Consider the following 25,356-nt stretch of genomic DNA (forward strand, 5'->3'; position numbering starts at 1 on the left):
CCTGGTGATCGCGGCGCCCGCGGCATACTCGCTGGCCAAGCTGCGCCCGCGCGGCGGCGGCGTGCTGAGCTTCGTGCTGCTCATCGCCCAGATGATCCCGGGGATCATCATGGCGATGGGCTTCTACGCCATCTTCCTGAGCACCGGCGTGCTCAACACCGTCCCCGGGCTGATCGTGGCCGACTCCACCCTCGCGGTGCCGTTCGCCGTGCTGATCCTCGCCACGTTCATGTCCGGCATCCCCGAGGAGCTGATGCAGGCGGCCCGGGTGGACGGCGCGGGCGCGCTGCGCACGTTCGTCTCGATCGTGCTGCCGGTCAGCCGCAACTCGGTCATCACGGTGTCGCTGTTCGCGTTCCTGTGGGCCTGGTCGGACTTCGTCTTCGCCTCCACCCTCGACCAGGGCGGCGCCCACCAGCCGATCACGCTCGGCATCTACCACTACATCGGCAACAACAACCAGGAGTGGAACGCCATCATGGCCACCGCCGTGGTCGCCTCCATCCCGGCCGCCGTTCTGCTCATCGTCGCTCAGCGTTACGTCGCCGCCGGGGTCACCGCCGGCGCCGTCAAGGACTGAGCCTCTTTTCGAGAAGGGACCCCCTCTTCATGACCGTCGCCGCTTCAGGCCCGGTGTTCTCCCTGCGGGAAATCCCGTTCAGCTATCGCGGCTCCTGGTTCGGCTTCTCGCCGGTGGTCGCCCAGAACACCTACGCGCGGGACGTGCATCTGGTCTCCCATCAGACCGGCATGCATCCGATCCTGCGGCTGGCGCCGTCCGCGGACAGCGAGGTCACAGCCACGCCCCACCGGCTCACCTGGAGCCGCGCGGACGGCCGGATCGACCTCGCGTACGAGAACGCCGACACGGTGCGGCTGCGTGGCCGGGGCCTCGGGCTGAGCCTCCTGGCCGCCGACCCCGTCCTGACGCCGTTCAGCGGTCCGTACTTCTACCAGGACCCGGCGGACGGCTCGTTCGTCTTCACCGTCTACCAGACCGGCCGCCGCTACCGGGTGACGGTGCTCGCCGGGCAGGCCGAGGCGCGGGGCACGCAGGCGCTCGGCACCGCGGAGCGGGGCGTCGTGCTGAGCGGCGAGTGGGAGATCGCCGTCGAGGAGTACGAGACCGCCCGCGCCCCCTACACACGTACGGACGACTTCGAGCGGGTGGCCGAGGCGGCGCGGGCCGAGTTCGACGCGTTCACGGCGGCGGTCGCCCCCTGGCGCAGCGACCGGACGCCCGCGGCCGAGCTGGCCGCCTACGTCCTGTGGTCGGCGACCGTGCGCCCCGCCGGGTTCGTCACCCGGCCGGCCGTGCTGATGTCCAAGCACTGGATGGACAAGGTGTGGAGCTGGGACCACTGCTTCAACGCCATCGCCCTCGCGGACGGCCTGCCCGGCCTGGCGTGGGACCAGTTCCGGCTGCCCTTCGACCACCAGGACGAGGCGGGCGCGCTGCCCGACTCCGTCACCCACTCGGAGATCCTCTACAACTTCGTCAAGCCGCCCATCCACGGCTGGGCACTGCGCCACCTCCCGCCCGCCGCCGAGCCGGAGAAGGTCTACCGGCTGCTGGAACGCTGGACGGGATTCTGGCTCACGGCGCGGCGCGTCCCGGGCCGCGAACTGCCCCACTACCAGCACGGCAACGACAGCGGCTGGGACAACGCCACCACCTTCGACCCCGAACGCGTCGTGGAGACCGCCGACCTGGCCGCGTTCCTCGTCCTGCAGATGCGCGAGCTGGCCCGCCGCGCCCCGGACCCGTCCGCGGCGGCCCGCTGGTCCGGCGCCGCCGACCGGATGCGCGACGCGCTGCTCGCCGAGCTGTGGACGGGGGACCGCTTCGTCGCCCGCGGAGCGCACTCCGGGCGCACCTGGCCGAGCTCCAGCCTGCTCGACCTCATGCCCATCGTGCTCGGCGACGAGCTTCCCGAGCCGGTGCACACGGCGCTCGCCGCACGCATCGCCGCGCACCTGACCGCGTTCGGGCCCGCCACCGAGCACCCCGAGTCCGAGCACTACCAGGACGACGGCTACTGGCGGGGGCCGATCTGGGCCCCCTCGACAGTGCTCATCGAGGACGGCCTGCGCCGCGCCGGGCACGCCGAGCTCGCCGACGAGATCAGCGCCCGTTTCCGCGGGCTCTGCGAGCGGTCCGGTTTCGCGGAGAACTTCGACGCGCGCACCGGCGAGGGGCTGCGCGACCGCGCCTACACCTGGACGGCCAGCGCCTACCTCATCCTCGCCGCCGCCCATGAGAGGCGACACGAGCAGCGAGGCGAACGGCGACACGAGCAGCGGGCCCAGCCGGCGGACACCCCCGCGTAGTCGCCGCCCCGTCACGTCCTGTTCACGGGGTTCCGGCCGTTCTCACCTGGCCTGCCCGAGAGGATAGGTTGGCTCCCGATCATCAGGGGCGCGCGTGGCCATGAGGGCCATGAGGAGGTGCGGGACGTGGTGCCGTCCACGCTCGGCGGGCGTTACGAGCTGGAGGAGCTGATCGGCCAGGGCGGGATGGGCGAGGTCTGGCGCGGCCGGGACCTGCGGGCGCACCGTCCCGTGGCGGTGAAGATCCTCACGCCGCAGGTCGCCGGGGTCGCCTCGCGGGAGCGCTTCGCCCGCGAGGCCAGGGCCGCCGCCCGCGTCGTCCACCCGAACGTGGTGACGGTGCTCGACGTGGGCGAGCAGGACGCGCGGCCCTACCTGGTGATGGAGCTGCTCACCGGCCGCAGCCTGGCCGCCGAGCTGCAGGACCGGGGCAGCTATGGCGTGGCGGAGGCGTGCCACCTCATGAGCCAGGCCGCCGCCGGCCTGGACGCCGCGCACCGCGCCGGGGTCGTGCACCGGGACGTCAAACCCGCCAACCTGCACCTCACCGCGAGCGGCTTGCTCAAGGTGGTCGACTTCGGCGTCGCCCAGGTGGCGACCGAGGCGGCGCGGCTGACCATGGTGGGCACCGTCGTCGGCACCGCCGCCTACCTGGCTCCCGAGCAGATCGACGGCAGGGGCGGCGGCTCCGCCTGCGATCTCTACGCGCTGGGGTGCGTCTGCTACGAGCTGCTGTGCGGGCACCCCCCGTTCACCGGGTCGGCCCCCGAGCTGGTTTATCAGCACATCCACCAGGCCCCGGTGCCGCCCGGCCGGCACCGGCCCGACATCCCCGCCGAGCTGGAGCGCCTGATCATGGCGCTGCTGGCCAAGGACCCCGCCGCCCGGCCCGCCGACGCCGAGGTCGCCCGCCGGATCCTCGCGGCCGTCGCCCTTTCGGCCGGACGGCCGGCGTGGGAGGCGGGAACGCCCGCTCCGCCTCCGGCACCGTACGCCGGCGGCGCGCGGGCGGGCGACACGGCGCTGCTCGACACCCCGCTGCTCGACGCCCCGCTGCTCGACGCCCCGCTGCCCGGCACCCCGCCGCCCGTCGGCCCGGCGGGCCGTACGGCGGGGATGTCGCCCGAGCGGCGCACGCTCCTCCGGCTCGGCGCCGCGGTGGCGGGGCTCGCCGTGGTCACGATCGGGGTGGCGGCCCTGTCCGACGGCGGAGGGCAGGCGGAGCCCGCGGCCGCGGCGCCCAGCCCCACCGGGACGTCACCGGGGAGGGTCTCGCCCAGCCCGACGCGGGCGACCAGGACACCGTCACCACGGCCGTCCTCCGAACCATCCCCGAAACCGTCCTCGATACCGTCCCCGAAGCCGTCTCCCACGCCGCCCGCACGCCCCGTCTACCGCAACTACCAGGAGTGGCTGGCCGCCTTCGAGCACGCCCTGCAGGAGCAGGAGCGGCGGGGCGGCATCGAGCCGAGGCTGGCCCGCGACGCCCACGAGGCGATCAGGAAGACGGCCAGGGACATGTCCAGAGGCCCGGGCAGAGGCCGGGGAGGAAACAGGAGCGACAAGGCCGCGCGGCGCGTCCGCGACATCCTGATCAAGCTCCGGCAGGCGCGTCAGGCCGGCAGGATCGCCGACGGCCCGCTGGTCGACTTCCTGAACGCCACCGGCATCAGCGGGCGGTAGGACCGGAAGGACGACGACTGAGGTCCTCGACCGGCCCGAGGTCGCGGGTCCACGTGCCGAGCACGAGCAGGGTCTTGGTGCCGGTCACGTCGCCCGCGCGGCGCAGGCGGTCGATGACCTGCTGGAGGTGCCCGAGGTCGCGGACCCGGACGTGGATGAGCGCGTCCGGGTCTCCGGCGATGGTGAACACCTCCTGCACCTCCGGCACGTCCGTGGCGGTACGGACGATCTTGCCGACCGGGGTCGTGCCCGGATAGCGCAGCTCGGTGAACGCCTCGATGCCCCAGCCGAGCTTGGCGTAGTCGATCCGCACGGTGAAGCCCGTGATGACGCCGATCTCCCGCAGGCGGTCGACCCGCCGCTTGACGGCGGCCACCGACAGGCCGATCTCGGCGGCCATCTCGGAGAACGTCCTGCGCCCGTCCTCGCGCAGCAGGCGCAGCAGCCGGTGGTCGATGTCGTCGATCTCCGCCATGGCATCTCCCTCTCCGACCCGCGCCGACGCAAAGAACCGTAGCCGCCCGAGGCGGACTTCTCCATCTTTTTGCGTCTTATCGGCCGGTTCTCGCGTGATGCTTGCGCGTACGCCCAGAGGGTTGGTGTGCTGTGGGTCACTCCCCGACCCCAGGAGGTTCGCCGTGTCCAGGCCTCCCGTCACGCTCGACGACAAGTACGCCGCCGAGCGCGGCACCGTGCTGATCTCGGGCGTCCAGGCCCTCGTACGGCTGACGCTGGAGCAGCGCCGCCTCGACGCGGAGCGCGGGCTGGACACCCGGGTCTTCGTCTCCGGATATCCCGGCTCGCCGCTGGGCGGGGTCGACCTGGAGATGGCCAGGGCCGCGCGGTTCCTCGAGGAGGCGGGCGTGGTGGCCCGGCCCGGCCTCAATGAGGAGCTCGCGGCCACGGCGGTCGCGGGCACCCAGCTCCTCGCCCAGGTGCCGGGCCGCAGGCACGAGGGGGGGACCGGGTTCTGGTACGGAAAGAACCCGGGCCTCGACCGGGCCGCCGACGCGATCCGGCACGGCAACCTCGCCGGCACCGCGCCGCTCGGCGGGGCGGTGGCGTGGATCGGCGACGACCCCGGCAGCAAGTCGTCGACCGTGCCCAGCTCGTGTGAGCCGATGTGCCAGAGCCTGTCGATGCCGCTGCTCGCCCCCGGCTCCGTGGCGGAGGTCGTCGAGCTCGGGCTGCACGCGGTGGCGCTGTCGCGGGCCACCGGCCTCTGGGCCGGGCTGAAGATCGTCGCCGACGTCGCCGACTCCTCCGCCACCGTCGACCTCGGAGCGCTGCGCGAGACCATCCGCACCGGCGTCCCGGCGCCGGAACGCGTGGACCGCGGGGCACCGCCCACCCTGGTCGGCCCGGCCTCGCTGGAGGCCGAGCACGACATGCTCACCCGCAGGCTCGGCCTGGCCCGCGCGTACGCCCGCGCGCACGGCCTCAACCGGGTGACCCACGACGCGCCGCGGGCCACGACGGGCCTGCTCGCGTCCGGCACCTCCTACGCCGTCGTCCTGCGCGCGCTCGCCGATCTCGGCCTGGACGAGGCCGCGATGGACCACCTCGGCCTGCGGCTCATCCGGCTCGCCATGCCGTTCCCGCTCGCGTACGACGATCTCGCCGCCATGACCGACGGGCTCGACCGGGTGCTCGTGGTGGAGGACAAGGTGCCGTTCCTTGAGGGGCACCTCAAGCAGGCGCTGTACGACACCGGTCAGCGTCCCGACGTCCTCGGCCGGGAACTGCTGACCGCGCGCGGCACGCTCGGCGCGGAGGACGTGGCCGGGGCGCTCGCCACCTGCCTCGGTCCGGACCGCCTTCCCCGGCAGGCGGCCGTCCTCACGCGCGGCCCGGCCACCGGCAGGGAGAAGCGCCGTCTGCTCCCGCTGGTCGCCGCCCGCACGCCGTACTTCTGCTCGGGCTGCCCGCACAACGCCTCCACGCGCGCCTCCGACGACACGCTGGTGGGCGCGGGCATCGGCTGCCACGCCATGATCGCCCTGGACGGGAACGGGCGCGGCAGGCAGGTCGGCATGACGCAGATGGGAGGCGAGGGCGCCCAGTGGTTCGGCCTTGCCCCCTTCACCTCCGACCGCCACTTCACCCAGAACCTCGGTGACGGCACCTTCCACCACTCCGGTTCCCTGGCCATTCGTGCCGCCGTCGCGGCCGGCGTCTCGATGACCTACAAGCTGCTCTACAACGACGCCGTGGCGATGACCGGCGGGCAGCGCGCCGAGGGCCGCCTCGACGTCCCGGCGCTGACGCGGTCGCTGGCCGCCGAGGGCGTGCGCCGGATCGTGGTCACCACGCCGGAGCCGGAGACCTACCGCGCCGTCCGGCTGGCCCCGATCGCGTCCGTACGGCACCGCGACGATCTCGCGGAGGTGGAGAAGGAGCTCGCCGCGATCGACGGGGTGACCGTGCTGATCCACGACGATCGCTGCGCGGCCGAGGAACGGCGGCTGCGTAAACGCGGCAAACTGCCCACGCCGACGGCCAGGGTCGTGGTCAACGAGCGGGTGTGCGAGGGCTGCGGCGACTGCGGGGACGCCTCCACCTGCCTGTCCGTGCAGCCGGTGGAGACCGAGTTCGGCCGCAAGACCCGCATCCACCAGGCGTCGTGCAACTCCGACCTGAGCTGTCTCAAGGGCGACTGCCCGTCGTTCCTGCTCGTCGAACCAGGTCCCCGGACTTCGCGTCCGGTGCCCGGACCGCCGCCGGTGACGCTGACCGAGCCCGTGTCGCGCTTCCCGGACCGCTCGGTGCTGCTGCGGATGCCCGGCATCGGCGGCACGGGCGTGGTGACCGTCTCGCAGATCCTGCAGATGGCCGCCCACCTCGACGGCCTGCACGCCGCCGGGCTCGACCAGACCGGGCTGGCCCAGAAGGGCGGCCCGGTCGTCAGCGACGTGCGGATCTCGCCGCGGCCGATCACCGGCTCGGTCCGCGCCGCCCGCGGCACCGCCGACGTCCTCGTCTGCTTCGACGTGCTCGGCGCCGCCGCCGACGACACCCTCGCCGTCGCCGCTCCGGGGCGCACGGTCGCCGTGGTGAACACCGCGATCGTGCCCACGGCCGCCATGGTCACCGGCCGCGCCGCGCTCTCCGGGCCCGGGGACGCGGTCGCCCGCATCGCGTCGGCCACCGCCTCGGAGGACGTCCTGCACCTGGACGCCGGGGCGCTGTCGGAGGCGTTGTTCGGCGACCACATGCCCGCCAACCTCGTGCTCGTCGGCGCGGCCTACCAGCACGGCTGCATCCCGATCTCGGCCGACGCGATCGAGAGCGCCATCCGCCTCAACGGTGGTTCCAACAGTGCAGCCGTGGAGCAGAACCTGGCCGCCTTCCGCTGGGGGCGCGCCGCCGTGATCGACCACGAGGCCGTGTCCCGGGCCGCGTTCCCGGCTGTGTCCCGGGCCGCGTTCCCGGCTGTGTCCCGGGCCGCGTTCGGGGCCGGCTTCCCCCGGCAGGAGACGGCCGCGCCGCCCGTCGCCGACGGGCTGGAGGAGACCCTCGCCGTACGCATCGCCGACCTGACCGGCTACCAGAACGCCGCCTACGCCCGCTCGTACGAAAAGGACGTGCGCGAGGTGGCCGCGCTGGCCGCCGAGCGGGCGGGGGAGGAGGCCGGCGCGCGCATCGGGCTCGCGTACGCCCGGGGGCTGCACAAGCTCATGGCCTACAAGGACGAGTACGAGGTCGCCCGGCTGCACCTCGACCCGGTGGAACGGGCCCGGCGCGAGCGGGAGTTCGGCCCCGGGGCCACCGTGTCGGTGCTGCTGCATCCGCCGCTGCTGCGGGCGATGGGCCTCAAGCGCAAGATCAGGCTGCGCCGGTCGGCCGGGGTCGTGTTCCGCGGGCTGCGGGCCGCCCGCGTGCTGCGCGGCACCGCGTTCGACGTGTTCGGGCACGCCGCCGTCCGCCGGGTGGAGCGTACGCTGGTCGTGGAGTATCGCGAGCTGATGCGGCGCGCGCTCGACCGGCTCACCCCCGCGACCGCCGCGGCCGTCGCGGAGATCGCCGCCCTGCCGGACCTGATCCGGGGGTATGAGGACATCAAGCTCGCCCGTGTCGCGGAGTTCCGCGACCGCGCCGCCACCCTTCTCGCCGAGCTGAACGAGCCCGCCCACGAGTCCGCCCACGAGCCCTTCCTCCAGGAGTCATCGTGACCGTCGACCGCCTGCTGCCCGGCGAGGACGCCCGGGACCTCATCGACCTGACCCGTGAGATCGCAGACAAGGAGCTCGCCCGCCGCGTCGACGAGCACGAGCGCGCGGAGACCTATCCCGAGGGCCTGTTCGCCACGCTCGGCGCCGCCGGGCTCCTCGGCCTGCCCTACCCGGAGGAGTACGGCGGCGGAGGCCAGCCGTACGAGGTGTATCTGCAGGTGCTCGAAGAGCTGGCCGCCCGGTGGGCCGCCGTCGCGGTCGCGGTCAGCGTCCACACGCTCTCGTGCCTGCCCCTGGCCGTGTACGGCACGCCGGAGCAGCGGGAGCGCTGGCTGCCCGACATGCTCGCCGGGCGGCGGATCGGCGGCTACAGCCTGTCGGAGCCCCAGGCCGGGTCGGACGCGGCGGCCCTGACCTGCAAGGCCGAGAAGACGGAGGCCGGCTACCGGATCACCGGCACCAAGGCGTGGATCACCCACGGCGGCCTGGCGGACTTCTACGCGCTGTTCGCCCGCACCGGCCCCGGCCAGCGCGGCGTCTCCTGCTTCCTCGCCCCCGGTCACGCCGACGGCCTGACCTTCGGCCGCCCCGAGGAGAAGATGGGCCTGCACGCGATCCCCACCACCACCGCCCACTGGGACGGCGTGCTGATCGACGCCGACCGCCTCATCGGCGAGGAGGGGCAGGGCCTGCCCATCGCCTTCGGCGCGCTCGACTCGGGCAGGCTGGGCATCGCCGCCTGCGCCGTCGGCCTCGCCCAGGCCGCGCTCGACGAGGCCGTGGCGTACGCCAAGGAACGCGAGACGTTCGGCAAGAAGATCATCGACCATCAGGGGCTCGGGTTCCTGCTCGCCGACATGGCCGCCGGGGTGGACTGCGCCCGGGCGACCTATCTCGACGCGGCCCGCCGCCGCGACGCCGGCCTGCCGTACAGCAGGCAGGCCAGTGTCGCCAAGCTCGTCGCGACCGACACCGCGATGCGGGTCACCACCGACGCGGTCCAGGTCTTCGGCGGGTACGGCTACACGCGCGAGTTCCGCGTCGAGCGCTACATGCGCGAGGCTAAGATCATGCAGATCTTCGAAGGCACCAACCAGATCCAGCGCCTCGTCATCAGCCGCCATCTCGCCCGCTGAGATCTACCTGCGGAGCGGGAAGCCACACGCCTCGGCCGGTGTTCTTAACGATCACGGCATACTATTAGGGGCGTTATGCCCCGTTTCGTGATGTTTTGGGGGAATTGTGGCTAAGCCCGTTCTGCAGATCGTCATCGCCAGCACGCGTCCCGGGCGCGTCGGACTGCCGGTGGCGGAGTGGTTCCACGAGCGCGCGGTCGCCAAGGACGCCTTCGAGGTCGAGCTCGTCGACCTCGCCGAGGTGAACCTGCCGTTCATGGACGAGCCCAACCACCCGCGGCTCCGGCAGTACGTCCACCAGCACACGAAGGAGTGGAGCGCCACTATCGAGCGCGGCGACGCGTTCGCGTTCGTCACGCCGGAGTACAACTACGGCTTCAACGCCGTGCTGAAGAACGCCCTCGACTTCCTGCACCACGAGTGGCACTACAAGCCGGTCGGATTCGTCAGCTACGGCGGCGTCGCCGCGGGCACGCGGGCGGTGCAGATGCTCAAGCAGGTCGTCACCACGCTCAAGATGGTGCCCGTGTTCGACGCGGTCTCCATCCCCTTCGTCACCCAGTTCCTCGACGAGGAGGGCCGCCTGCACCCCAACGACGTGATGAACACGGCGGCGGACACGATGCTGGATGAACTCGCCCGGCTCGCCCCCGCGCTGCGGCACCTGCGCCCCGCCGCCTGATCACGTCTCCGGGTCGCGCTCGGTGAGGCAGTAGATCCCACCGGCCGGGTCGCGCATGACGATCCAGCGCCGCCCCCGCGCCACGAACGCCGCGCCGTGCCGCTCATGCAGCGCGCGGGCGGCCTCGGGGTCGGCGCAGGCCAGGTCGACGTGGGCCGACCGGCCGGGCCCCTCGCCGAGCCGCTGCAGCAGGATCCGCACCGGCATTCCCGGCGCGGCCAGCACCGTGAACTCGGGCAGCGACCCGGGACGCGGGGACCATCCGGTCAGCGCCGCCCAGAAGGCCACCTCCTCCTCGTACGCGCCGGGGGCGATGTCGAGGCAGACCTGGTCGAGGCGGGTGCCGGCGAAGACGGGCGGCCGCCGTGCCGATGTCGTGCCTCCTACGGAGACCTCTCCGGGGACCTCTCCGGGGACCTCTCCGGAGACGAGACAGAACGCCCTGCCCTCCCGGGAGCGCAGCACCGCCCAGTCGCCGTGGTCGGCGGCGACGGCGGCGCCGAGCGCCTCGGCCCTGGCCACGGCCGCCCGGACGTCGCCCACCTCCAGATCGAGGTGGGCGCCGCCCCCGTCGCCCACGGCCTGGATCTTCACCCAGGCGTCGCCCGACTCGGGCAGCAACGTGGCGAACTCCCCGTCGTCGCCCCGGCGCGGGGACAGACGCGTGCCGGTCACGGCGGTCCAGAACGCCGCCGCCTCCTCGAACCGCTCGCATGGCCGGTCCACGAAGGCCAGCACCCGCCGCACCATCGTCACGAAGCCTCCTCGAACAGCGGGAGCAGCGCCTTCTCCAGGTCGGCCGGGGCGCGGTAGAGCAGCGCGGTCATACCGAGGGCCGAAGCCGCCCTGACGTTCTCCGGCCGGTCGTCGGCGAACAGGCAGCGCTCCAACGGCGCTCCGGCGCGACCGGCGGCGATCTCGAAGATCCGCGGGTCGGGCTTGGCCACCCCCACGTCGTAGCTGCTCACGACGTGATCGAAGGCGTCGTGCAGCTCCAGCTCGCGCAGGTGGGCGGTCAGCTCGGAGGTCGCGTTGCTGACGAGCACGACCGGGACGCGGGCACGTGCCCGCGCGAGCAGCGCGACGACCTCCTCGTCCACCCAGGTGCGGGCGGCCACCCATTCGGCGGTCAGCGCGCTCGCCCGTGCGGCCGAGCCAACCAGCCCGGCGAGGACGGGACCCGCCGACTCCAGCCACTCCTCGCGGGTCACCAGCCCGGTCAGGGCCGGGACCGCCAGCGCCGACTCGCCGGTCACCCGGGCCACCGTCCCCGGCTCCACCCCGTACGCCCGCTCGATCTCCGCCTGCCGGCCGAGATCGACGAACTTCAGGACTCCGTCGAAGTCGCACAGCACCGCGTCGAATTCCCTGGTCACAAATCCGAGCCTAAGACGCGAGCGACTCGTACAGCGCGATGTGCCGTTCGGCGGCGGCCTGCCAGGTGTGCCGGGCGGCCAGCTCCCGCCCCGCCGTACGCCTGCGGGGATCGGGGGAGGCGAGGGCGTCGGCGAGCTCGTCGGCGAGCCCGGCGGGCGTGACGGCGAAGCGCGCGGCGCAGCCGAAGACCTCACGCAGGACCGGCAGGTCGCGCATCACCAGCGGGACGCCCGCCGCCAGGGCCTCCATCGCGGCGAGGCCGAAGCCCTCCTTCACCGACGGGAAGGCGAAGGCGGCGGCGCCCGCAACGAGCGGCGGCAGTTCCGCGTCGGGGACCGGGCCGAGCACCAGCGGCTCGACGCCCAGCTCCGCCGCCCGCGCATCCCACCGCGCCCGGTAGTCGCGGTAGTCGAAGAGCGTCTCGCCTCCGGCGATCACCAGCCGGATGTCCGGGCGCGCGTCCCGCAGCAGCGCGTACGCCTCCAGCAGGTCGAGCGAGCCCTTGCGCGGCTCGATGCCGCCGACCGTCAGCACGTAGGCGCCCAGCCACCCGCGCCACCGCGCGACGGCCGCCGGGTCGGCGGACGCGAAGCGCTCGTACGCCACGCCGTTGGGGATCACCGTCGCCGCGATGTCCCACCCGGCCTTGAGCTCGGCCGCCACCGCCTCCGACACGCAGACGTGCGCGTACGGCGTGACGATGGCGCGCTCGTGACAGACGGCCAGCTCCGTGGTGGTGAAGTGGTCCACGTGGTGAACCGTCCGCACGCAGTGGCCCGCCGCGTTGGCGCTGATGCAGTCCTGGGCGTGCACGACGTCATAGGAGGCCGCCTCCGCGGCGAACGCCCCGCGCAGCACCGCGATCGACCGCAGCACCCGCGGCCCGACGCCCTCCCCGGGGATGTCGGGGAACGGCACGACGCGCAGCCGGACGGCGGGATCGACCGGGCGGAAGAAGCCGGAGTCGCCGCCCCGGCCGAGCGTCCACACCGTCACGTGCTGTCCCGCCGCCGCGAGCGCCTCGGCGAGGGCGAGGGTGTGCACGACCCCGCCGCGTGGCCGGGTCGAGTAGCTGAGCAGGGCGATTCTCACGCACGCACCTCCCGGTAGACGCCCGGCCTGCGCTCGTGCAGGTGATGGAGGATCCGCCGGGCGCGGTCGATCTCGGCGGCGACGTCGAGCTCGGCCACCGCCAGCCCGGCCTTCGACCAGGTGCGGGCGAGCACGTCGCCGCCCGGCCCGACGACCTTGGCCTGGCCGAGGAACCGCATGCCGCCCATCACCCCCGTCTGGTTGGAGGAGGCGAGCACGACCTGGTTCTCGGCGGCGCGCGCCTGGTCGTACAGGTCGAACAGCCGCGACTGCCGGTCCTGGGCCATCCGGGGCGCGCGGTTGGTGACGCTGGCGGGCCAGGCCGACAGGCAGGCCAGGATCTGCGCGCCGTCGAGCGCGAGGCTGCGGGCCGACTCGGGGAAGGTCTTGTCGTAGTCGATCAGCATGCCGATCCGCCCGGCCGGGGTGTCGAAGGCGTCGAACCGCTCGCCCGGGGCGTAGGCCGCGGTCTCGCCCGCGGGCAGGTGCACCTTGCGGTGCAGGCCGAGCACACCGTCGCCGCTGACGCACACCGCCGCGTTGTAGCGGACGTCGCCGCCGTCCTCGCAGAAGCCGACGCACACCACCATCTCGGCGGCCAGCGCCGCCACCCGCGCGATCGCCGGGTCGTCCGGCTTCAGCGCGGGCGGCAGCGCCTCGGGGTCCGGCCTGCGCAGGTCGGCGAGGTAGCCGCCGAGCGCGGCGTCGGGCAGCACGAGCAGCCGGGCGCCCGCGGCTCGGGCGTCGCCGATCAGCTTGGCGATGCGGGCCAGGTCGAAGGCGAGGTCGCGGCCGAAGTGGGCGGCCGCCGCGGCGATCCGCAGAACGCTCACCCCGCGAGCCCCGCCGTCCCGTTCGCCGTGCCGTTCGCCGTCCCGTATGCCGTCCCGTATGCCTCCGGCCGGCGGTCGCGCAGATGGCCCATCGACCGGCGCGCGGTCTCCAGCGCCCGCGGCACGTCGATCTCGGCGACGGCCATGCCCGGCCCGACGCCCGTGGCCGAGACGATCTCGCCGCCGGGGTCCACGACCTTGGCGCTGCCGACGAAGCGCAGCGACCCGAACGTCCCGGCCTGGTTGGCCGACAGCCACACGATCTGGTTCTCCAGCGCCCGCGCCCGGTCGAACAGGTCGAAGCGCCGCTTCCAGCGGTCGCGCTCCAGATCGGGTGCCGCGTTCGTCCGCGAGCCCGGCCAGGCCGACACGCACACCCCGATCTGCGCGCCGTCGAGGGCCAGCGCGCGGGCGGCCTCCGGGAACGCCTTGTCGTAGCAGATCATCATGCCGATCCTGCCGACGGGCGTGTCGAAGGCATGGAAGCCGTCGCCCGAGGCGTAGCTGGCGTTCTCGCCGAGCGGCTGGTGCACCTTGCGGTGGTTGCCCAGCACGCCGTCGCCGCTGACGCACACCACGCTGTTGTAGCGGGCGTCGCCGCCGTCCTCGCAGTAGCCCGCGATCACGACCATGTCACCGGCCAGCGCGGCCAGCCGCCGGATCTCCGGGCCGTCCACGGCGAGCGGGGGCGGCCCGGCGTCGGCGGCGTCGCCGTCCAGGCTGAGCAGGTAGCCGCCGAGGCACGCCTCGGGCAGCGCGAGGAGCCGTACGTCCTCGTTGCGGGCCTCCTTGACGAGGCGTTCGACGATCGCGACGTCCTCGCCGAGGTCGCGGCCGAACGCGGCGGACACCGCCGCCATGCGCAGGGCGCTCACGCGGTCCCCAATCCGGTCACCGGGCCGCCGACGGCCTCCGTGACCTCTCCGTCGGGCCAGCGCAGCGAGACGCCGCGGCCGGTGGTCAACTCTCCGCACACCGCCGAGACGGCCGGTCCCGCCGGGGGCGCGGACGCGCCCGGCTGGTCCGCCGTGAGCATCGCGAAGCCGGGGAAGCAGGTGAGCCAGTCGCCCATGGAGGCGGCCGCCGGGCGCGGCACCGCGGCCACGTCCAGCACGGCCGCGCAGCCGCCCGCCTCGGCCAGCATGCCGAGCGTGCCGGCGATCCCGGCCATCGACACGTCCTTGGCGGCGGCGGGGCGGCCGGCCGCGACCGCGCCGAGCATCGCCCGCAGCTCGTCCGTACGCCGGGAGGTGGTCGAGTCCCATTGGCGGCCCCGATATCCGGCGCGCCAGCCGCCGCCGAGGTCGGCCGTGAGGCGCACGGCGTGGCCGGGGCGTCCGCCGCCGCCCGGCACGGGACGCGCGGCGCGGCCGAGGGCCGTCACCGACAGCGCGGCCGGCACCCCGAGCTGCGTGTGCCCGCCGAGCACCGGCACCCCGTACGCGCGGGCGGCCCGCGCCAGGCCGTCCAGCACCCGGGCGGCGTGCGCGGCGCCGGGGGCGGCGAGCGCGTCGAGCAGCCCCACCGGGGCGGCGCCCATCGCGGCCAGATCGTTGAGGTTGACCAGGACCGAGCACCAGCCTGCCCATTCCGGGTCGCGTTCGACCATGGACGGCACGATGGCGTCGCAGGCGGCGACCAGGTCGCCCCCGGGCACCGGCGCAGCGTCGTCGCCGACGAAACCCGGGCCGCCCAGGGCGTGCGGGCCCTGCCCGGCGAGGACGGCGAGCAGCGGCCCGAGCGCCGACTTGGCCGCTGCCGCCTGTCCCTCGATCCGGCCGATCGGGTGGCGCATCAGCACGTGCGGCGCACCCGCGACCGTCACCGGCCGCACCCGGGCCCAGCCGAGGCGGCGGAAGAACGCCTCGGCCCTGACCTGCACGGTCGCCTCGAACCGCAGCACGCCCTCCGCCTCGGCGCGGGCGCAGGCGGCCCGCACCAGCGCCGCGCCCACCCCCATGCCGCCAGATCCACGCGCCGCGACCAGCCGCCCGCCCGTCCACCAGCCGATGTCGGGGCCGTCGCAGGCCGGTCCGAGCCGAACGCCGCCGACCACCGTGCCCGCCGCGTCCCTGGCCACCAGCGTGATCGTGCGGGGATCGTCGTCCCTGTCGTCGAGGTCGTGCCCTTCGAACAACCCCTGCTCCCGGACGAACGCCTCGTGCCGCAGCCGCCGGTAGGCCCGGACGGCGGCGGCGTCGGCCTGCTCGATCCGGATGGGCGGCCGCCGGGCCAGCGTGCTGCGGTCGCCGAGCAACGCGAGGATGTCCTGCGCCTCTTCCCGTGCAGGCGCCTGGGTGTCGCCGTCGAGGAGCATCGTCGCCTCACCCGCCCGCCGCGCTCAGCACGCCGCACGCCCCGCACGCGGCGCAGCCCGCCCCCTGGTCCGCGCCGCGCATGCCGGCCGCGCGCAGCAGCGCCGCCACACCCTCGGTGACGTACGTCAGCAGGCCGGCATCGGGGGCGCCGATCCCGTCACGGGCCGCGAGCGTGCCCCGCATCGGGCGGAACGGGACCACGAAGGGGTAGACACCCCGCTGGATGAGACGGCCCGCGCCCGCGATCAGCTCGTCGGGGTCCTCACCCAGCCCCACCAGCAGGTACGTCGAGACGCGGTTGCGCCCGAACACCCGGACCGCCTCGTCCCAGGCGGCCTCGTAGTCGGCGAGCGGCACCGACGACTTGCCCGGCATCCAGCGCCGCCGCACCTCCTCGTCCAGCGACTCCACGTGGATGCCGATCGCGGTGGCCCCGGCCTCGCGCAGCGCGCCGATCCAGGCCAGGTCGCCCGGCGGCTCGCACTGCACCTGGATCGGCAGGTGCGGCACGGCGTCCAGCACGGCCCGCACGCCCCGCGCCAGCGTGCGCGCGCCGCGATCGGGCCCGGTGGTCGTGCCCGTGGTCATCACCATCTGGCGTACGCCGTCGAGCCGCACCGCCGCCTCCGCCACCTCGGCGAGCTGGGCGGGCGTCTTCGCGGCGACGGTCGCACCTGACCGCAGCGACTCCTCGATGGTGCAGAAACGGCACCGGTCGGCCTCGCCATACCGGATGCACGTCTGCACGACGGTCGTGGCGAGCACGTCCGCGCCGTGCAGCCGGGCGATCTTCTCGTACGGCACGCCGTCCGCGGTGGTCAGGTCGTAGAACCTCGGCCGCCGCACGGGCACCAGGGAGACCCCGGTGTCCTGGTCGCCGAGCCAGACCATGCCGTCGCGCACCGTGTAGGGGCTGCCGGGATCGATGGGCAGCGCCGCGCCCACGCCGTCGACCAGGACGTGGCCGTCGCCGCTGGGCCCCGCGCCGTCCGGCCGGCGTACGGGCGTGTCGAAGGCCACGCCGCGCAGGGCCAGCTCGGCGCGGGTCATGATCCGCAGATCGACGGTCACGGCACTACAGCTGGTAGGTGGAGTTGATGATGGCGCCCTTGCGGGCGTAGTGGATCAGCGCGTCCTGCACGTCGAGCGGGTGGGTGGGGATCACGCCCTCGATGAGGTCCTCCTCGCGGGCGCCGTGCAGCGACAGGCCGAACCGGCAGCAGTAGACCTTCCCGCCCTCGGCGATGAACGTCTTGAGCTGGTTGTTGATGTTGTGCTCGCCAGGGAACGCCGAGTTGCCGGTCGTCGGGAAGCCGCGGGTGGCCAGGCAGTTCAGCGAGCCCGGGCCGTAGAAGTAGATGGCGGTCTCGAAGCCCTTGCGCAGTGCCCGGGTGGCCTGCAGCACGGCCACGAAGCTGACCGACGACTCGTGCGCGATGCCGTGGACGAGCGTGAAGTACGACTCGCCGTTCTCGGCCTTGTAGTCGGGGAAGACCTTGGTCGTGCCGTAGATGGTGGAGCCCTCGGGCAGGGACGGGTGGGGGATCTCCTCGATGCTCTTCTTCTCCAGGTCGGTCATGTCGACGGTCATGTGCTTCTCCTTGCGTAGGTGAGCGGGGTCAGGTGTAAAGGGAGGCGAAGGTGCCGCGGAAGACGAGCGCGCCCAGCTCGCCGTCCCCGGCCGCGGCGCGCATCCGGGCGTGCTCGCCCGCGAAGTCGCCCCACGGCTGGTCACTGGCGAACAGCACGCGGTCGTGCCCGATGCCGCGCCGCTCGATCTCCCCGGCCAGCCAGTACGGCGCGAAGCCGATTGCCCAGGACAGATCGGTGTAGACGCGTTTGCCGGCCGCGATCCAGTCGAAGAACCGCGAGCCGGCCAGCTTGATGTGGCCGCTCATCCCGCCGCCGAAGTGCACGAGGTGCACCGGGACGCGGTCGGCGTACCACTCGACCAGGTGTCCGACCTCGTCGACGTCCGAGGCGGCGCCGGGCGAGGTGTGCACGTGCACCACCAGCCCGTGGCGTTCGGCGGCGGCGAAGATCCGGTCGAGCCCCGGACGGCAGGCGGGGTCGGCCGGCCGTCCGCCGAGCAGGAAGCTGAGCTTCAGCGCCCGGACGCCCCGCTCGCCCGCCAGGGCGAGGGCGCGGGGGGTGCGTTCCTCGTCGCGCGGCAGCGGCGAGACCCACAGCCCCGCGCGGATCCGGTCGTCGGCCTGCGCCGCCTCCAGGACGAGGTCGTTGAGCGCGAAGGCGACCGCCGGGTCGGGCACGCCGTAGTTGGGCAGCACCAGCGCGCGCTCCGTGCCCTCCGCGTCGAGGTCGGCGATCAGCTGCTTGACCGTGGCCCGCGCGGTCACGTCGGGGTTCACCGCGGGGCCGCCGTAGAAGGGATGGGCGGGCAGCACGCCGATGTGCCGGTGCGCGTCGCAGATCATGTCGGAGGTCATCGGCTTCTCACCCGACCGGAAGCGCGGGGGAGAGCTCGGCCGGCGCGCCGGTCAGCGCGCCGCAGACGTCGGCGAGCCGCCGCGACGCCTCGATGTGACCGGCCAGGAACTCGGCGTCCCGGCCCACCGCCTCGAACCGGCCGGAGCCCCAGGTGTGCTGCCAGGGCAGACCGAGGAAGTACAGCCCGGGACAGCTCGTCACGCCGCGCCAGTGCATCGGATAGCCCCGGCCGTCGAAGGCGGGGATCTCGATCCAGCGGTGGTCGCGGGTGAACCCGGTCGCCCAGACGACCGAGGTGATCCCGGCCGCCGCCGGGTCGAGGGCGCGTACCGGCTCGCCCGGTTCCCACACGGGCACGTAGCGGGGCTCGGCGGGGGCGTCGATGCCGCGATCGGCGATGTACGCGTCGATGGCGTCCTTGATCCCCTCGGCCACCGCGTCGGCCCTGTCGAGGTTGTCCTTGAGGTCGTCCGCGAACTCCAGCGTGGTGCCGGTGACGCCGGTCAGCCGGCCGTACAGGCGCATGCCGTCGCGGGCGAAGGCCCGCAGGTCGATGTCGCGCCCGCCGTCGCGTCCGGTGACGTAGTGGTTGGCCCGCAGGCGTACGGCGTCCGCGTCGTCGAACTCGTCGATGGTCCTGGCGTAGTGGCCCATGTCGTGCAGCCACGCCACGCAGTCCCGGCCCCGGTAGAAGCGGGCGACCCGGGGCGCGCTCCCGACGGCGAGGTGGACCCGCCGCCCGGCCAGATGCAGGTCTTCGGCGATCTGGCAGCCCGACTGCCCGGTGCCGATCACGAGCACCGCGCCCTCGGGAAGTTGTCCGGGACGGCGATACCGCGAGGAGTGGACCTGCGTGATCTCCGCGGGCAGTCGCTCGGCCAGGCGGGGTACGGCGGGCGCGTGGGAGGGGCCGGGGGCCACCACGACCTGGTCGGCGGTCAGATCCCCGGCGGTGGTCGCGAGCTCGAACGTCCCGCTCGCGGCCCTGCGTAATCGTGTGACGCGCACGCCCTCGGCGAGCGGGGGACCGAAGGAGGCGGCGTAGTCCTCCAGATAGCGGACGATCTCCTCCCGGACCATGAAACCGTCCGGGTCGGGCCCGCGATAGGGGAAGCCCGGCAGGTCGCACTGCCAGTTGGGGGTGACCAGGCAGAAGGAGTCCCAGCGGCGCTCACGCCACTCGTGGCCGATCCGCCGCGCCTCGATGACGACATGCTCGATGCCGCGCCGGCCCAGGCAGTGGCTGATCGACAGCCCGGCCTGGCCGCCGCCGACGACCGCGACCGGATAGTGGGCACCGGCGATCCGCGGTGTGCCGGCCGGTGTGCTGGGCTCTGCCGCCGATTCCATGACGGCTACTTCAGTCCGCCCGGATTACCGGACCACGGCATCCGGAATAAAACTCCGTTACCAGTGCGTCACGCCGCGTGATGCCGTCCGGTGCGTCATGTGATCAGGCGGTGCCCGCCGGGGGTGAAGGAGTTCATGAAGAGCCGGTCTGCCCCGGGAAGGGAGGCCAGCCGGAGCATCCAGTCGCGGGCCGTGATGCGCAGGCGGCTCGGTGGCGCCATCCAGGGGAGGAAGCGGCGGCCGAACGCCTGGACGTCGGTGACGACCGGCCGCATGCGCGCCGCGTACCGATCGAGCGCGGGGGACAGGTCACCGGAGGAGGCCGCGCGCAGCTCGCCGGCGAGCACCCACGCCGCGGCCACCGCGAGCGACGCGCCGTGCCCGGCGAACAGAGAGACCGCCTGGCAGGCGTCGCCGAGCAGGACCACCCGGCCGCTGCTCCACTGCGGCGCCTCGACCTGGGTGACCTGGTCGTAGTACAGCTCCGGTGGCTGCGGGCACCTGCCGAGGACCTCGGGCATGATCCAGCCGAGATGCCCGAAGTGCTCGCACAGCGAGGCGGCCGGATCGGCGGGAACGGCGGGGTCGGGCTCGTGGCGCAGGAACAGCAGGGCGAGCCGGTCCTCGCCCACCGCGTAGGCGCCGGCCATCAGATGCGGCACGGTCAGCATCCGGTAGCGCGGGCCGACGAGCCGGCTGAGGTCCTCGTCCTCGACCACGTACGCGGCGACGTGGTGGCCGAGATAGCGGATGAAACGCTCCTCGGGGCCGAAGACCAGCTCCCTGACCCGCGAGTGCACGCCGTCGGCGCCGACCAGCAGGTCCGCCTCGCGCCGGGTGCCGTCGGTCAGCTCGACCTCGACGCCGCTGTCGTCCTGCCGGACGGCCGCGACCGTCGTGCCGTACCGCACCGGCGCGCGCACCTGCTCGGCGAGCACGCGGGCGAGGTCGCCCCGCAGCAGGCTGACCACCTCGGCGAAACCGGCCTTGGCGACGAGACGGCTGGTCTCCCGTCCGGAGCCGTCGACGTAACCGATCTCGTTGACGGGGTGACGGACCTCCTCCAGCCCGGGGCGCAGCCCCATCCGCTCGGCCGCCTCCAGCCCCGGGCCATAGAAGTCGATCATGTATCCGCCCTCGCGGAACACCGGGGCGCGCTCGACCAGTTCGACGCCCCAGCCGTCGCGCTCCAGGTGCCAGGCCAGGGCCGTGCCCGCTATCCCGGCGCCGCAGACGATCGCTTTCATGTCCCGCTGCCCTCCTCGTGTCGATCCGTTCGATCCGTTCGATCCGTACGCACCAGCGCCCGCAGCGGCCCGGCCAGAGCGGTGAAATCGAGATCGGGGTCGAGCCCGCGGTGCAGCATGAGGCCGTCCACCGCCGCGACCAGGACCGCGGCGACGGCGTCGGCGTCATCGGCGTGGCCGCGATCCCGCAGCCAGGAGGCGATCTGCGTGCGGGAGTCGGCGACGATCTCGTGCAGCCGGTCGCGCAGCTCGGGCAGCCGGGCGGCGGCCAGGTACATCTCGACGAGCAGCAGCGAGGCGGGATCGGTGCCCGTGTAACGGGACAGCTCGCCCAGCAGCCACTCGACGCCGGTCTCGGGATCGGGCTGCTCCGCCAGCCGCGCGGTGAGCTCCTCCAGCATCATGCGCGCGACCCCGGTCGAGGCCGCGATCAGCAGATCGGGCAGCGACGCGAAGTGGTAGTGCACCACCCCGGGGGCGACCCCGGCACGCTCGGCCACCATTCGCGTGCTGACCGCGCCCCAGCCGGCCTCGGCGATCAGGGCCGCGGCCGCGCCGAGCAGCCGTTGCCGCGTGGTCCTGCCCCGGTCCGCGGATGCCTCCGCCATCTCTCCGTGCTCCCCCCTGGGCGCTCGCCTTGAACGATTGCCTTGGACGCTCGCCTTGGACGAATGATTTGGACGATTGACCAAAACCATATCACCGGACATGAGGCCGCTGTGGCGGGGGATGGGCGGATACATGACCGCCACCGCCGCCGAGGGGAGTGACCGACGTGATCGTCACGGTGCTTCTCGGCCTGGCGGCCGCGGCCCTCCTCGGCCTTGGCTGGGTCGCGCAGCAGCACGTCGCCTACACCGAGCCGCTGGGCGAGATGCTGCACGTGCGCCTGCTGTTCGACCTGGCGCGCAAACCGGTGTGGCTGGCGGGGATCGGCGCGATGGTCGGCGGGCAGGTCCTCGGCGCACTGGCCCTGCAACGTGCCGACGTGGCCTCAGTGGAGCCGCTTCTGGCGACCAACCTCATCTTCGCCCTCGCCGCGGCGGCCCTGTTCTACCAGGAGCGCCTGGGCGCGGCGGAGTGGCTGGGCGCGGTGCTGGTCAGCGGTGGCGTGGCCGCCTTCCTCCTGGCCGGCCGCCCCCAGGGCGGCGGGATATCGGCGTCGGGCTCCATGGTGTGGATCGCCGTGCTGGTCGTGGCGGGCGTGGCCGCGGGCATGGTCGCCGTGGCGCTGCGGGCGCCCCTGCAGACCAAGGCGATGCTGCTCGCCGCCGCCGCGGGGGCGCTGTACGGCCTCCAGGACGCGCTGACCCGCGGGTCCCTGCTGACGCTCGCGGAAGGACCGGCGGCGCTGTTCACCTCCTGGGAGCCCTACCTGCTGCCCGTGATCGCCGTGACCGGCATCCTGCTCAACCAGAGCGCGTTCGACGCCGCGCCGCTGCGGGTCTCGCTGCCCGCCACCACGGCGACCGAGCCGATCGTCGGCATCGTCCTGGGCGTCGCGATGTTCGGCGAGCGCCTGCGCGTCGATCCCCCGGCCCTCGCCGGGGAGGTCGGCGGTCTGGTGGCGCTCGTGGTGGGCATCGTGATCCTCGGCCGCTCGCCGTTCCTGGCGAAGTCGGAGCAGGGCCAGCAGGCCTCGCCCGACCCCGGTTGAGTCGCGCTCGAAAGGGCACCGCGGAACGACTTCACGATCAAACTGTGGGACCAGGCCCATCACGGCGCCGGCTACCTGATGGTCTATGTCACCAAGCCGGGCTTCGCCCCGACCCGGCAGGCGGTGGGCTGGAACGACCTGCAGCTGCTCACCAAGACCGGGAGGTACGCCCCCGCCGACTGTTACCCGGTCGATCTCAGCGCCTCGGGCCGCAGCGGCCGGGCCGTGGTCTGCACGATCTGGCAGGCCTCGCACCTGGACCAGACGTTCTTCTTCTGCAGCGACGTGAACTTCGCGAGCTGACACCCGGCGTGAAACGGGCCCCGCCGGACGTCGTCCGGCGGGGCCCGCGTGGTTCATCGCGTCGCGGCGGTGCCGCCCGCGGCGGCTGTGGTGGCCGCGTCGGTGGCCGCGGCGGTGGCCGCACTGGTGGCCGCACTGGTGGCCGCAGTGGTGCGCGCGGCGGCGGCGGTGGTGCGGTTGTCCGGGCCGGGCAGGTCGCGGCTGAAGGCGTAGACGGCCGCGGCGGTGGCGATCGCGCCGGTGTTCAGCGCGAGCGCCTTGTCGCTGATGTTGGCGATGGTGTCGCAGGCCTGGTGATAGCAGGGGTCGTACGCCTGGCCGGCGGTGCCGCCGAACATCGCCTGCTCCTCGGCCGTCTTGACGCCCTCGGCGCCGGTGAACGTCCCGCCGGACGGGATCCCGGCCGCGATGAAGGGCCCGTAGTCCGACCGTCCGTCGAAGTCGGTGCCGTTATGGCGCTGGTGGAGGGCGTCGAAGTACTTCTCGAAGAGCTTCTCGATCTCGGCGGAGCCCTCCGGCCCGGGACCCGCGCCGGTGGCGTCGGAGTCGTCACCGTCGTAGATCTTCAGCGCGTAGTTCGGGGAGCCGACCATGTCGAAGTTCAGGTACAGCTTGATATTCGCCAGGTCGGCCGGGGACAGGCTCGCGACGTAGTGCTCGGCGCCGAGCAGGCCCAGCTCCTCGGCGCTCCAGAAGGAGAAGCGCAGCTTGTTGCGGGTCGGGATCTTGCCCAGCACCGTGGCGACCTCCAGGATCGCGGCGCTGCCCGAGCCGTTGTCGTTGATGCCGGGCCCGGCGAGCACGCTGTCGAGGTGCGCCCCGAGCTGCACCACCCTGTTCGCGTCGCCCCACCGGGAGTCGGCGATGACGTTGTGGGTCGTACGGATCTCGCTGGTGGTGTCGGTCGTCACGCGCACCGTGGTGCCGGCGGCCGACAGCTCCTGGCCGACGGCGAAGCTCACGCCCACGACGGGGATGTGCACGGTGGGCTCGCCCAGCGTGCCCTGCAGGGTGTCGGTGCGCCCGGGCTGGCCCTCGTTCATGATGATCACCGCGGAGGCGCCCGCGGCCTGCGCGTTCTCCGCCTTCACCTGGAAGGTGCAGGTGCCGCGCTGGACCAGCGCGACCGCGCCCGCGGGGAAGCCGGCGAAGTCGCTCGTCTCGCACCCGGAGGTCGACGCGTTGGCCTCGGGCCCGGGAGGCAGCATGAGGTCGACGTCGGCGACGGCGCCCGTGACGTCTCCCGAGCCGGAGTAGGTCATCGTGGCGAACTCGCCGACGCTGCTGCCGTCCGGCGGGGTGGGCGCGTACGTCTTGGGGGAGGGCGCGGTCCGCTGCAGGAGCGCGGTGGAGTTCTCCTTGAAGAACGGGAACTCGAACGCCTGCAGTTTCACCGTGTATCCGGCCTTCTTCAGCACTCCGGCGACGTAGTCGCGGGAGGCCGCGAAACCGGGGGTGCCGGCGGCGCGCGTGCCGCCGTTGGCGTTCGCGATGTCCTGCAGCTTGCGCAGGTGCTTCTTCACCGCCGACGCGACCACGGTCTGCGCGATCTTCCCGGGGTCGGGATCGGCGTTCGCCGGCGCGGCCGGCAGCAGGGGAAGCACGAGGGCGGACGTCGCGATGGCGACGGCGGCCCGCATGCCGAGCGAGGCGCGCATTGGGCTCTCCTTCGGGTCCAATGACGGTCCGAACGGTCTCAGTGGCCCACCCCCCGATGGGCACTGATCGGGAACTTAACTGGGTTTGACCGATACGGAAAGACCCTGTTTTCTGGCCCGCCGGGGTATTGCGCGCCCGCGCCCTGTTCTAGGTGGAGGGCTCTATGCGGAGGGCTGGGAGGTCAGGTTGTCGGTCGCCCAGTCGAGCAGCGTCTCGGCGGTGTCCCAGCGGCGGTTGGCCACGTTCTCGCCGAGGATGATCCCGATCAGCCGGTGGCCGTCCCGGTCGGCGGCGAACGCCAGGCAGAACCCGGCGGCGTCCGTGGAGCCGGTCTTCACGCCGATCGCGCCCGGCAGGCCGAGCATGTGGTTGGTGTTGGACCAGTCGTACCGGCCGTCGTCGGTCGAGTGCTCGCTGGTCGAGGTGACCTTCTTGAACACCGGGTTCTTCAGCGCGATCGCCGCGAGCCTGGCCTGGTCGCGCGCCGTGGAGTAGCCGTCGCCGTGGGACGTCGGGAGCCCGTCGGCGTTCACGTACAGGGTGTCCTTCAAGCCGAGCTGGCGTGCGGCGGCGTTCATCTTGTTCACGAAACCGGGCACGCCGGGGCCGTACACGCGGGCCAGGGCGTGCGCCGCGTCCGCGCCCGAGGGGAGCAGCAGGGCGTACAGCAGCTCGCTGACCGGCAGGGTGTCGCCGGCCTCCAGGTCGGCCGTCGAGCCGTCGTTGTCCCAGGCGTACTGAAGGTCCTCACGCTTGATCGTGACCTTGTCGTCGAGCTTGGCGTCCCGCAGCACGACGTACGCTGTCATGATCTTGGTGAGGCTCGCGACCGGCATGCGCTTGCCGGCGTTCTTGTCCAGCAGGTCCTGCCCGGTCGTGGCGTCCCACAGATAGACGGCCCGCCCGTGCACGGCCGGCGCGTCCGTGAAAACGTGCTGCGTCAGGCGGGGGGAGGCCGGGGTGGGAGCGGCGAGAGCCGGTGATGCCACCCCGGTGGCCAGGGCAAAGGCGACCATGGCGACACCAAGGGAGAACTTTGGGGCGAACATGCGAATCAGCGTGCCATGA

22 protein-coding genes and 1 pseudogene are annotated in these 25,356 nt (G+C 73.3%); 8 read left to right on the top strand and 15 right to left on the bottom strand.

What is annotated here, in order from left to right; translation table 11 throughout:
* From FLV34_RS35695 to FLV34_RS35705, 3 genes are all read left to right on the top strand, one after another.
* Positions 1–580: carbohydrate ABC transporter permease (locus tag FLV34_RS35695; protein WP_147945204.1), on the top strand; the 580-nt coding region annotated here is incomplete at its 5' end.
* Between the two features lie 29 nt (positions 581–609).
* Positions 610–2,331, top strand: coding sequence for an amylo-alpha-1,6-glucosidase (locus FLV34_RS40930; protein WP_187280817.1), 1,722 nt, complete (start codon positions 610–612; stop codon positions 2,329–2,331).
* Positions 2,332–2,457: 126 nt separating this feature from the next.
* Complete coding sequence (locus FLV34_RS35705) at positions 2,458–4,014, top strand: serine/threonine-protein kinase (RefSeq protein ID WP_147945205.1); 1,557 nt, start codon at positions 2,458–2,460, stop codon at positions 4,012–4,014.
* Here the strand turns inward: FLV34_RS35705 and FLV34_RS35710 are convergent.
* Positions 4,001–4,489, bottom strand: coding sequence for an Lrp/AsnC family transcriptional regulator (locus tag FLV34_RS35710; protein ID WP_142648401.1), 489 nt, complete (start codon positions 4,487–4,489; stop codon positions 4,001–4,003). The two genes, FLV34_RS35705 and FLV34_RS35710, sit on opposite strands and share 14 nt — an antisense overlap.
* 163 nt (positions 4,490–4,652) lie before the next feature.
* On the opposite strand from FLV34_RS35710, the gene FLV34_RS35715 reads away from it, so the two are divergent.
* The 3 genes from FLV34_RS35715 to FLV34_RS35725 all read left to right on the top strand — a co-directional run bounded on the left by FLV34_RS35715 (position 4,653) and on the right by FLV34_RS35725 (position 10,004).
* Positions 4,653–8,186, top strand: coding sequence for an indolepyruvate ferredoxin oxidoreductase family protein (locus tag FLV34_RS35715; protein ID WP_261986026.1), 3,534 nt, complete (start codon positions 4,653–4,655; stop codon positions 8,184–8,186).
* Positions 8,183–9,322 carry an acyl-CoA dehydrogenase family protein gene (locus tag FLV34_RS35720; RefSeq protein WP_147945206.1) on the top strand — a complete coding sequence of 380 codons (1,140 nt, stop codon included), beginning with the start codon at positions 8,183–8,185 and terminating at the stop codon, positions 9,320–9,322. The genes FLV34_RS35715 and FLV34_RS35720 overlap by 4 nt, the downstream gene beginning before the upstream one ends.
* Positions 9,323–9,428: 106 nt before the next feature.
* Positions 9,429–10,004 carry an NADPH-dependent FMN reductase gene (locus FLV34_RS35725; RefSeq protein ID WP_142648403.1) on the top strand — a complete coding sequence of 192 codons (576 nt, stop codon included), beginning with the start codon at positions 9,429–9,431 and terminating at the stop codon, positions 10,002–10,004.
* On the opposite strand, the gene FLV34_RS35730 is transcribed toward FLV34_RS35725, so the two are convergent.
* The 12 genes from FLV34_RS35730 to FLV34_RS35785 all read right to left on the bottom strand — a co-directional run bounded on the left by FLV34_RS35730 (position 10,005) and on the right by FLV34_RS35785 (position 21,277).
* A complete protein-coding gene (locus FLV34_RS35730) occupies positions 10,005–10,754 on the bottom strand; it encodes a VOC family protein (RefSeq protein ID WP_147945219.1) in 750 nt (249 codons plus the stop codon).
* Between the two features lie 2 nt (positions 10,755–10,756).
* Entirely contained in the window at positions 10,757–11,380 is a 624-nt protein-coding gene (locus FLV34_RS35735; RefSeq protein ID WP_147945207.1) for an HAD-IA family hydrolase, read from the bottom strand.
* Positions 11,381–11,390: 10 nt separating this feature from the next.
* Positions 11,391–12,473, bottom strand: a complete 1,083-nt coding sequence (locus FLV34_RS35740) for an MSMEG_0565 family glycosyltransferase (protein ID WP_142648405.1) — start codon at positions 12,471–12,473, stop codon at positions 11,391–11,393.
* Positions 12,470–13,306 (bottom strand): carbon-nitrogen hydrolase family protein, encoded by an 837-nt coding sequence (locus tag FLV34_RS35745; protein WP_142648406.1) that lies wholly within the window; start codon positions 13,304–13,306, stop codon positions 12,470–12,472. The genes FLV34_RS35740 and FLV34_RS35745 overlap by 4 nt, the downstream gene beginning before the upstream one ends.
* A complete protein-coding gene (locus tag FLV34_RS35750; protein ID WP_147945208.1) occupies positions 13,303–14,181 on the bottom strand; it encodes a carbon-nitrogen hydrolase family protein in 879 nt (292 codons plus the stop codon). The genes FLV34_RS35745 and FLV34_RS35750 overlap by 4 nt, the downstream gene beginning before the upstream one ends.
* On the bottom strand, positions 14,178–15,623 hold the full coding sequence (locus FLV34_RS35755) for an MSMEG_0567/sll0787 family protein (protein WP_147945209.1): 1,446 nt from the start codon (positions 15,621–15,623) through the stop codon (positions 14,178–14,180). Before FLV34_RS35755 ends, FLV34_RS35750 begins: the two co-directional genes overlap by 4 nt.
* 7 nt (positions 15,624–15,630) lie before the next feature.
* Entirely contained in the window at positions 15,631–16,695 is a 1,065-nt protein-coding gene (locus tag FLV34_RS35760) for an MSMEG_0568 family radical SAM protein (protein WP_222709747.1), read from the bottom strand.
* A 4-nt stretch (positions 16,696–16,699) separates the two neighbouring features.
* Positions 16,700–17,215: an MSMEG_0572/Sll0783 family nitrogen starvation response protein gene (locus FLV34_RS35765; RefSeq protein WP_142648409.1), complete on the bottom strand. Its 516-nt coding sequence runs from the start codon at positions 17,213–17,215 to the stop codon at positions 16,700–16,702.
* Positions 17,216–17,243: 28 nt separating this feature from the next.
* A complete protein-coding gene (locus FLV34_RS35770; RefSeq protein WP_222709748.1) occupies positions 17,244–18,071 on the bottom strand; it encodes an amidohydrolase family protein in 828 nt (275 codons plus the stop codon).
* A 7-nt stretch (positions 18,072–18,078) separates the two neighbouring features.
* Complete coding sequence (locus FLV34_RS35775) at positions 18,079–19,422, bottom strand: MSMEG_0569 family flavin-dependent oxidoreductase (protein WP_147945210.1); 1,344 nt, start codon at positions 19,420–19,422, stop codon at positions 18,079–18,081.
* A gap of 95 nt (positions 19,423–19,517) precedes the next feature.
* A complete protein-coding gene (locus FLV34_RS35780) occupies positions 19,518–20,669 on the bottom strand; it encodes an FAD-dependent monooxygenase (RefSeq protein ID WP_147945211.1) in 1,152 nt (383 codons plus the stop codon).
* Positions 20,666–21,277: a TetR/AcrR family transcriptional regulator gene (locus tag FLV34_RS35785; protein WP_142648412.1), complete on the bottom strand. Its 612-nt coding sequence runs from the start codon at positions 21,275–21,277 to the stop codon at positions 20,666–20,668. The genes FLV34_RS35780 and FLV34_RS35785 overlap by 4 nt, the downstream gene beginning before the upstream one ends.
* Positions 21,278–21,444: 167 nt before the next feature.
* Here FLV34_RS35785 and FLV34_RS35790 point away from each other — a divergent pair, with 167 nt between their 5' ends.
* Positions 21,445–22,326 (top strand): DMT family transporter, encoded by an 882-nt coding sequence (locus tag FLV34_RS35790; RefSeq protein ID WP_205830385.1) that lies wholly within the window; start codon positions 21,445–21,447, stop codon positions 22,324–22,326.
* 33 nt (positions 22,327–22,359) lie between these two features.
* A pseudogene (locus FLV34_RS35795) lies at positions 22,360–22,629 on the top strand (lytic polysaccharide monooxygenase); the annotation flags it as partial.
* Between the two features lie 53 nt (positions 22,630–22,682).
* Here the strand turns inward: FLV34_RS35795 and FLV34_RS35800 are convergent.
* Both FLV34_RS35800 and FLV34_RS35805 read right to left on the bottom strand, forming a co-directional pair.
* Positions 22,683–24,287, bottom strand: a complete 1,605-nt coding sequence (locus tag FLV34_RS35800; RefSeq protein WP_147945213.1) for a M28 family metallopeptidase — start codon at positions 24,285–24,287, stop codon at positions 22,683–22,685.
* A 162-nt stretch (positions 24,288–24,449) separates the two neighbouring features.
* Positions 24,450–25,337 (bottom strand): D-alanyl-D-alanine carboxypeptidase family protein, encoded by an 888-nt coding sequence (locus FLV34_RS35805; RefSeq protein ID WP_147945214.1) that lies wholly within the window; start codon positions 25,335–25,337, stop codon positions 24,450–24,452.
* Between the last annotated feature and the right edge of the window lie 19 nt (positions 25,338–25,356).

The sequence above is a fragment of the Microbispora sp. CSR-4 genome (assembly GCF_008033685.1).
Classification (GTDB): domain Bacteria; phylum Actinomycetota; class Actinomycetes; order Streptosporangiales; family Streptosporangiaceae; genus Microbispora.

What these genes read in the sequence shown, in the direction of transcription:
- FLV34_RS35805 (WP_147945214.1), bottom strand. Translation starts at nt 25,337, where the DNA reads ATGTTCGCCCCAAAGTTCTCCCTTGGTGTCGCCATGGTCGCCTTTGCC.
- FLV34_RS35755 (WP_147945209.1), bottom strand. Translation starts at nt 15,623, where the DNA reads ATGCTCCTCGACGGCGACACCCAGGCGCCTGCACGGGAAGAGGCGCAG.
- FLV34_RS35765 (WP_142648409.1), bottom strand. Translation starts at nt 17,215, where the DNA reads ATGACCGTCGACATGACCGACCTGGAGAAGAAGAGCATCGAGGAGATC.
- FLV34_RS35710 (WP_142648401.1), bottom strand. Translation starts at nt 4,489, where the DNA reads ATGGCGGAGATCGACGACATCGACCACCGGCTGCTGCGCCTGCTGCGC.
- FLV34_RS40930 (WP_187280817.1), top strand. Translation starts at nt 610, where the DNA reads ATGACCGTCGCCGCTTCAGGCCCGGTGTTCTCCCTGCGGGAAATCCCG.
- FLV34_RS35730 (WP_147945219.1), bottom strand. Translation starts at nt 10,754, where the DNA reads ATGGTGCGGCGGGTGCTGGCCTTCGTGGACCGGCCATGCGAGCGGTTC.
- FLV34_RS35770 (WP_222709748.1), bottom strand. Translation starts at nt 18,071, where the DNA reads ATGACCTCCGACATGATCTGCGACGCGCACCGGCACATCGGCGTGCTG.
- FLV34_RS35800 (WP_147945213.1), bottom strand. Translation starts at nt 24,287, where the DNA reads ATGCGCGCCTCGCTCGGCATGCGGGCCGCCGTCGCCATCGCGACGTCC.
- FLV34_RS35785 (WP_142648412.1), bottom strand. Translation starts at nt 21,277, where the DNA reads ATGGCGGAGGCATCCGCGGACCGGGGCAGGACCACGCGGCAACGGCTG.
- FLV34_RS35780 (WP_147945211.1), bottom strand. Translation starts at nt 20,669, where the DNA reads ATGAAAGCGATCGTCTGCGGCGCCGGGATAGCGGGCACGGCCCTGGCC.
- FLV34_RS35775 (WP_147945210.1), bottom strand. Translation starts at nt 19,422, where the DNA reads ATGGAATCGGCGGCAGAGCCCAGCACACCGGCCGGCACACCGCGGATC.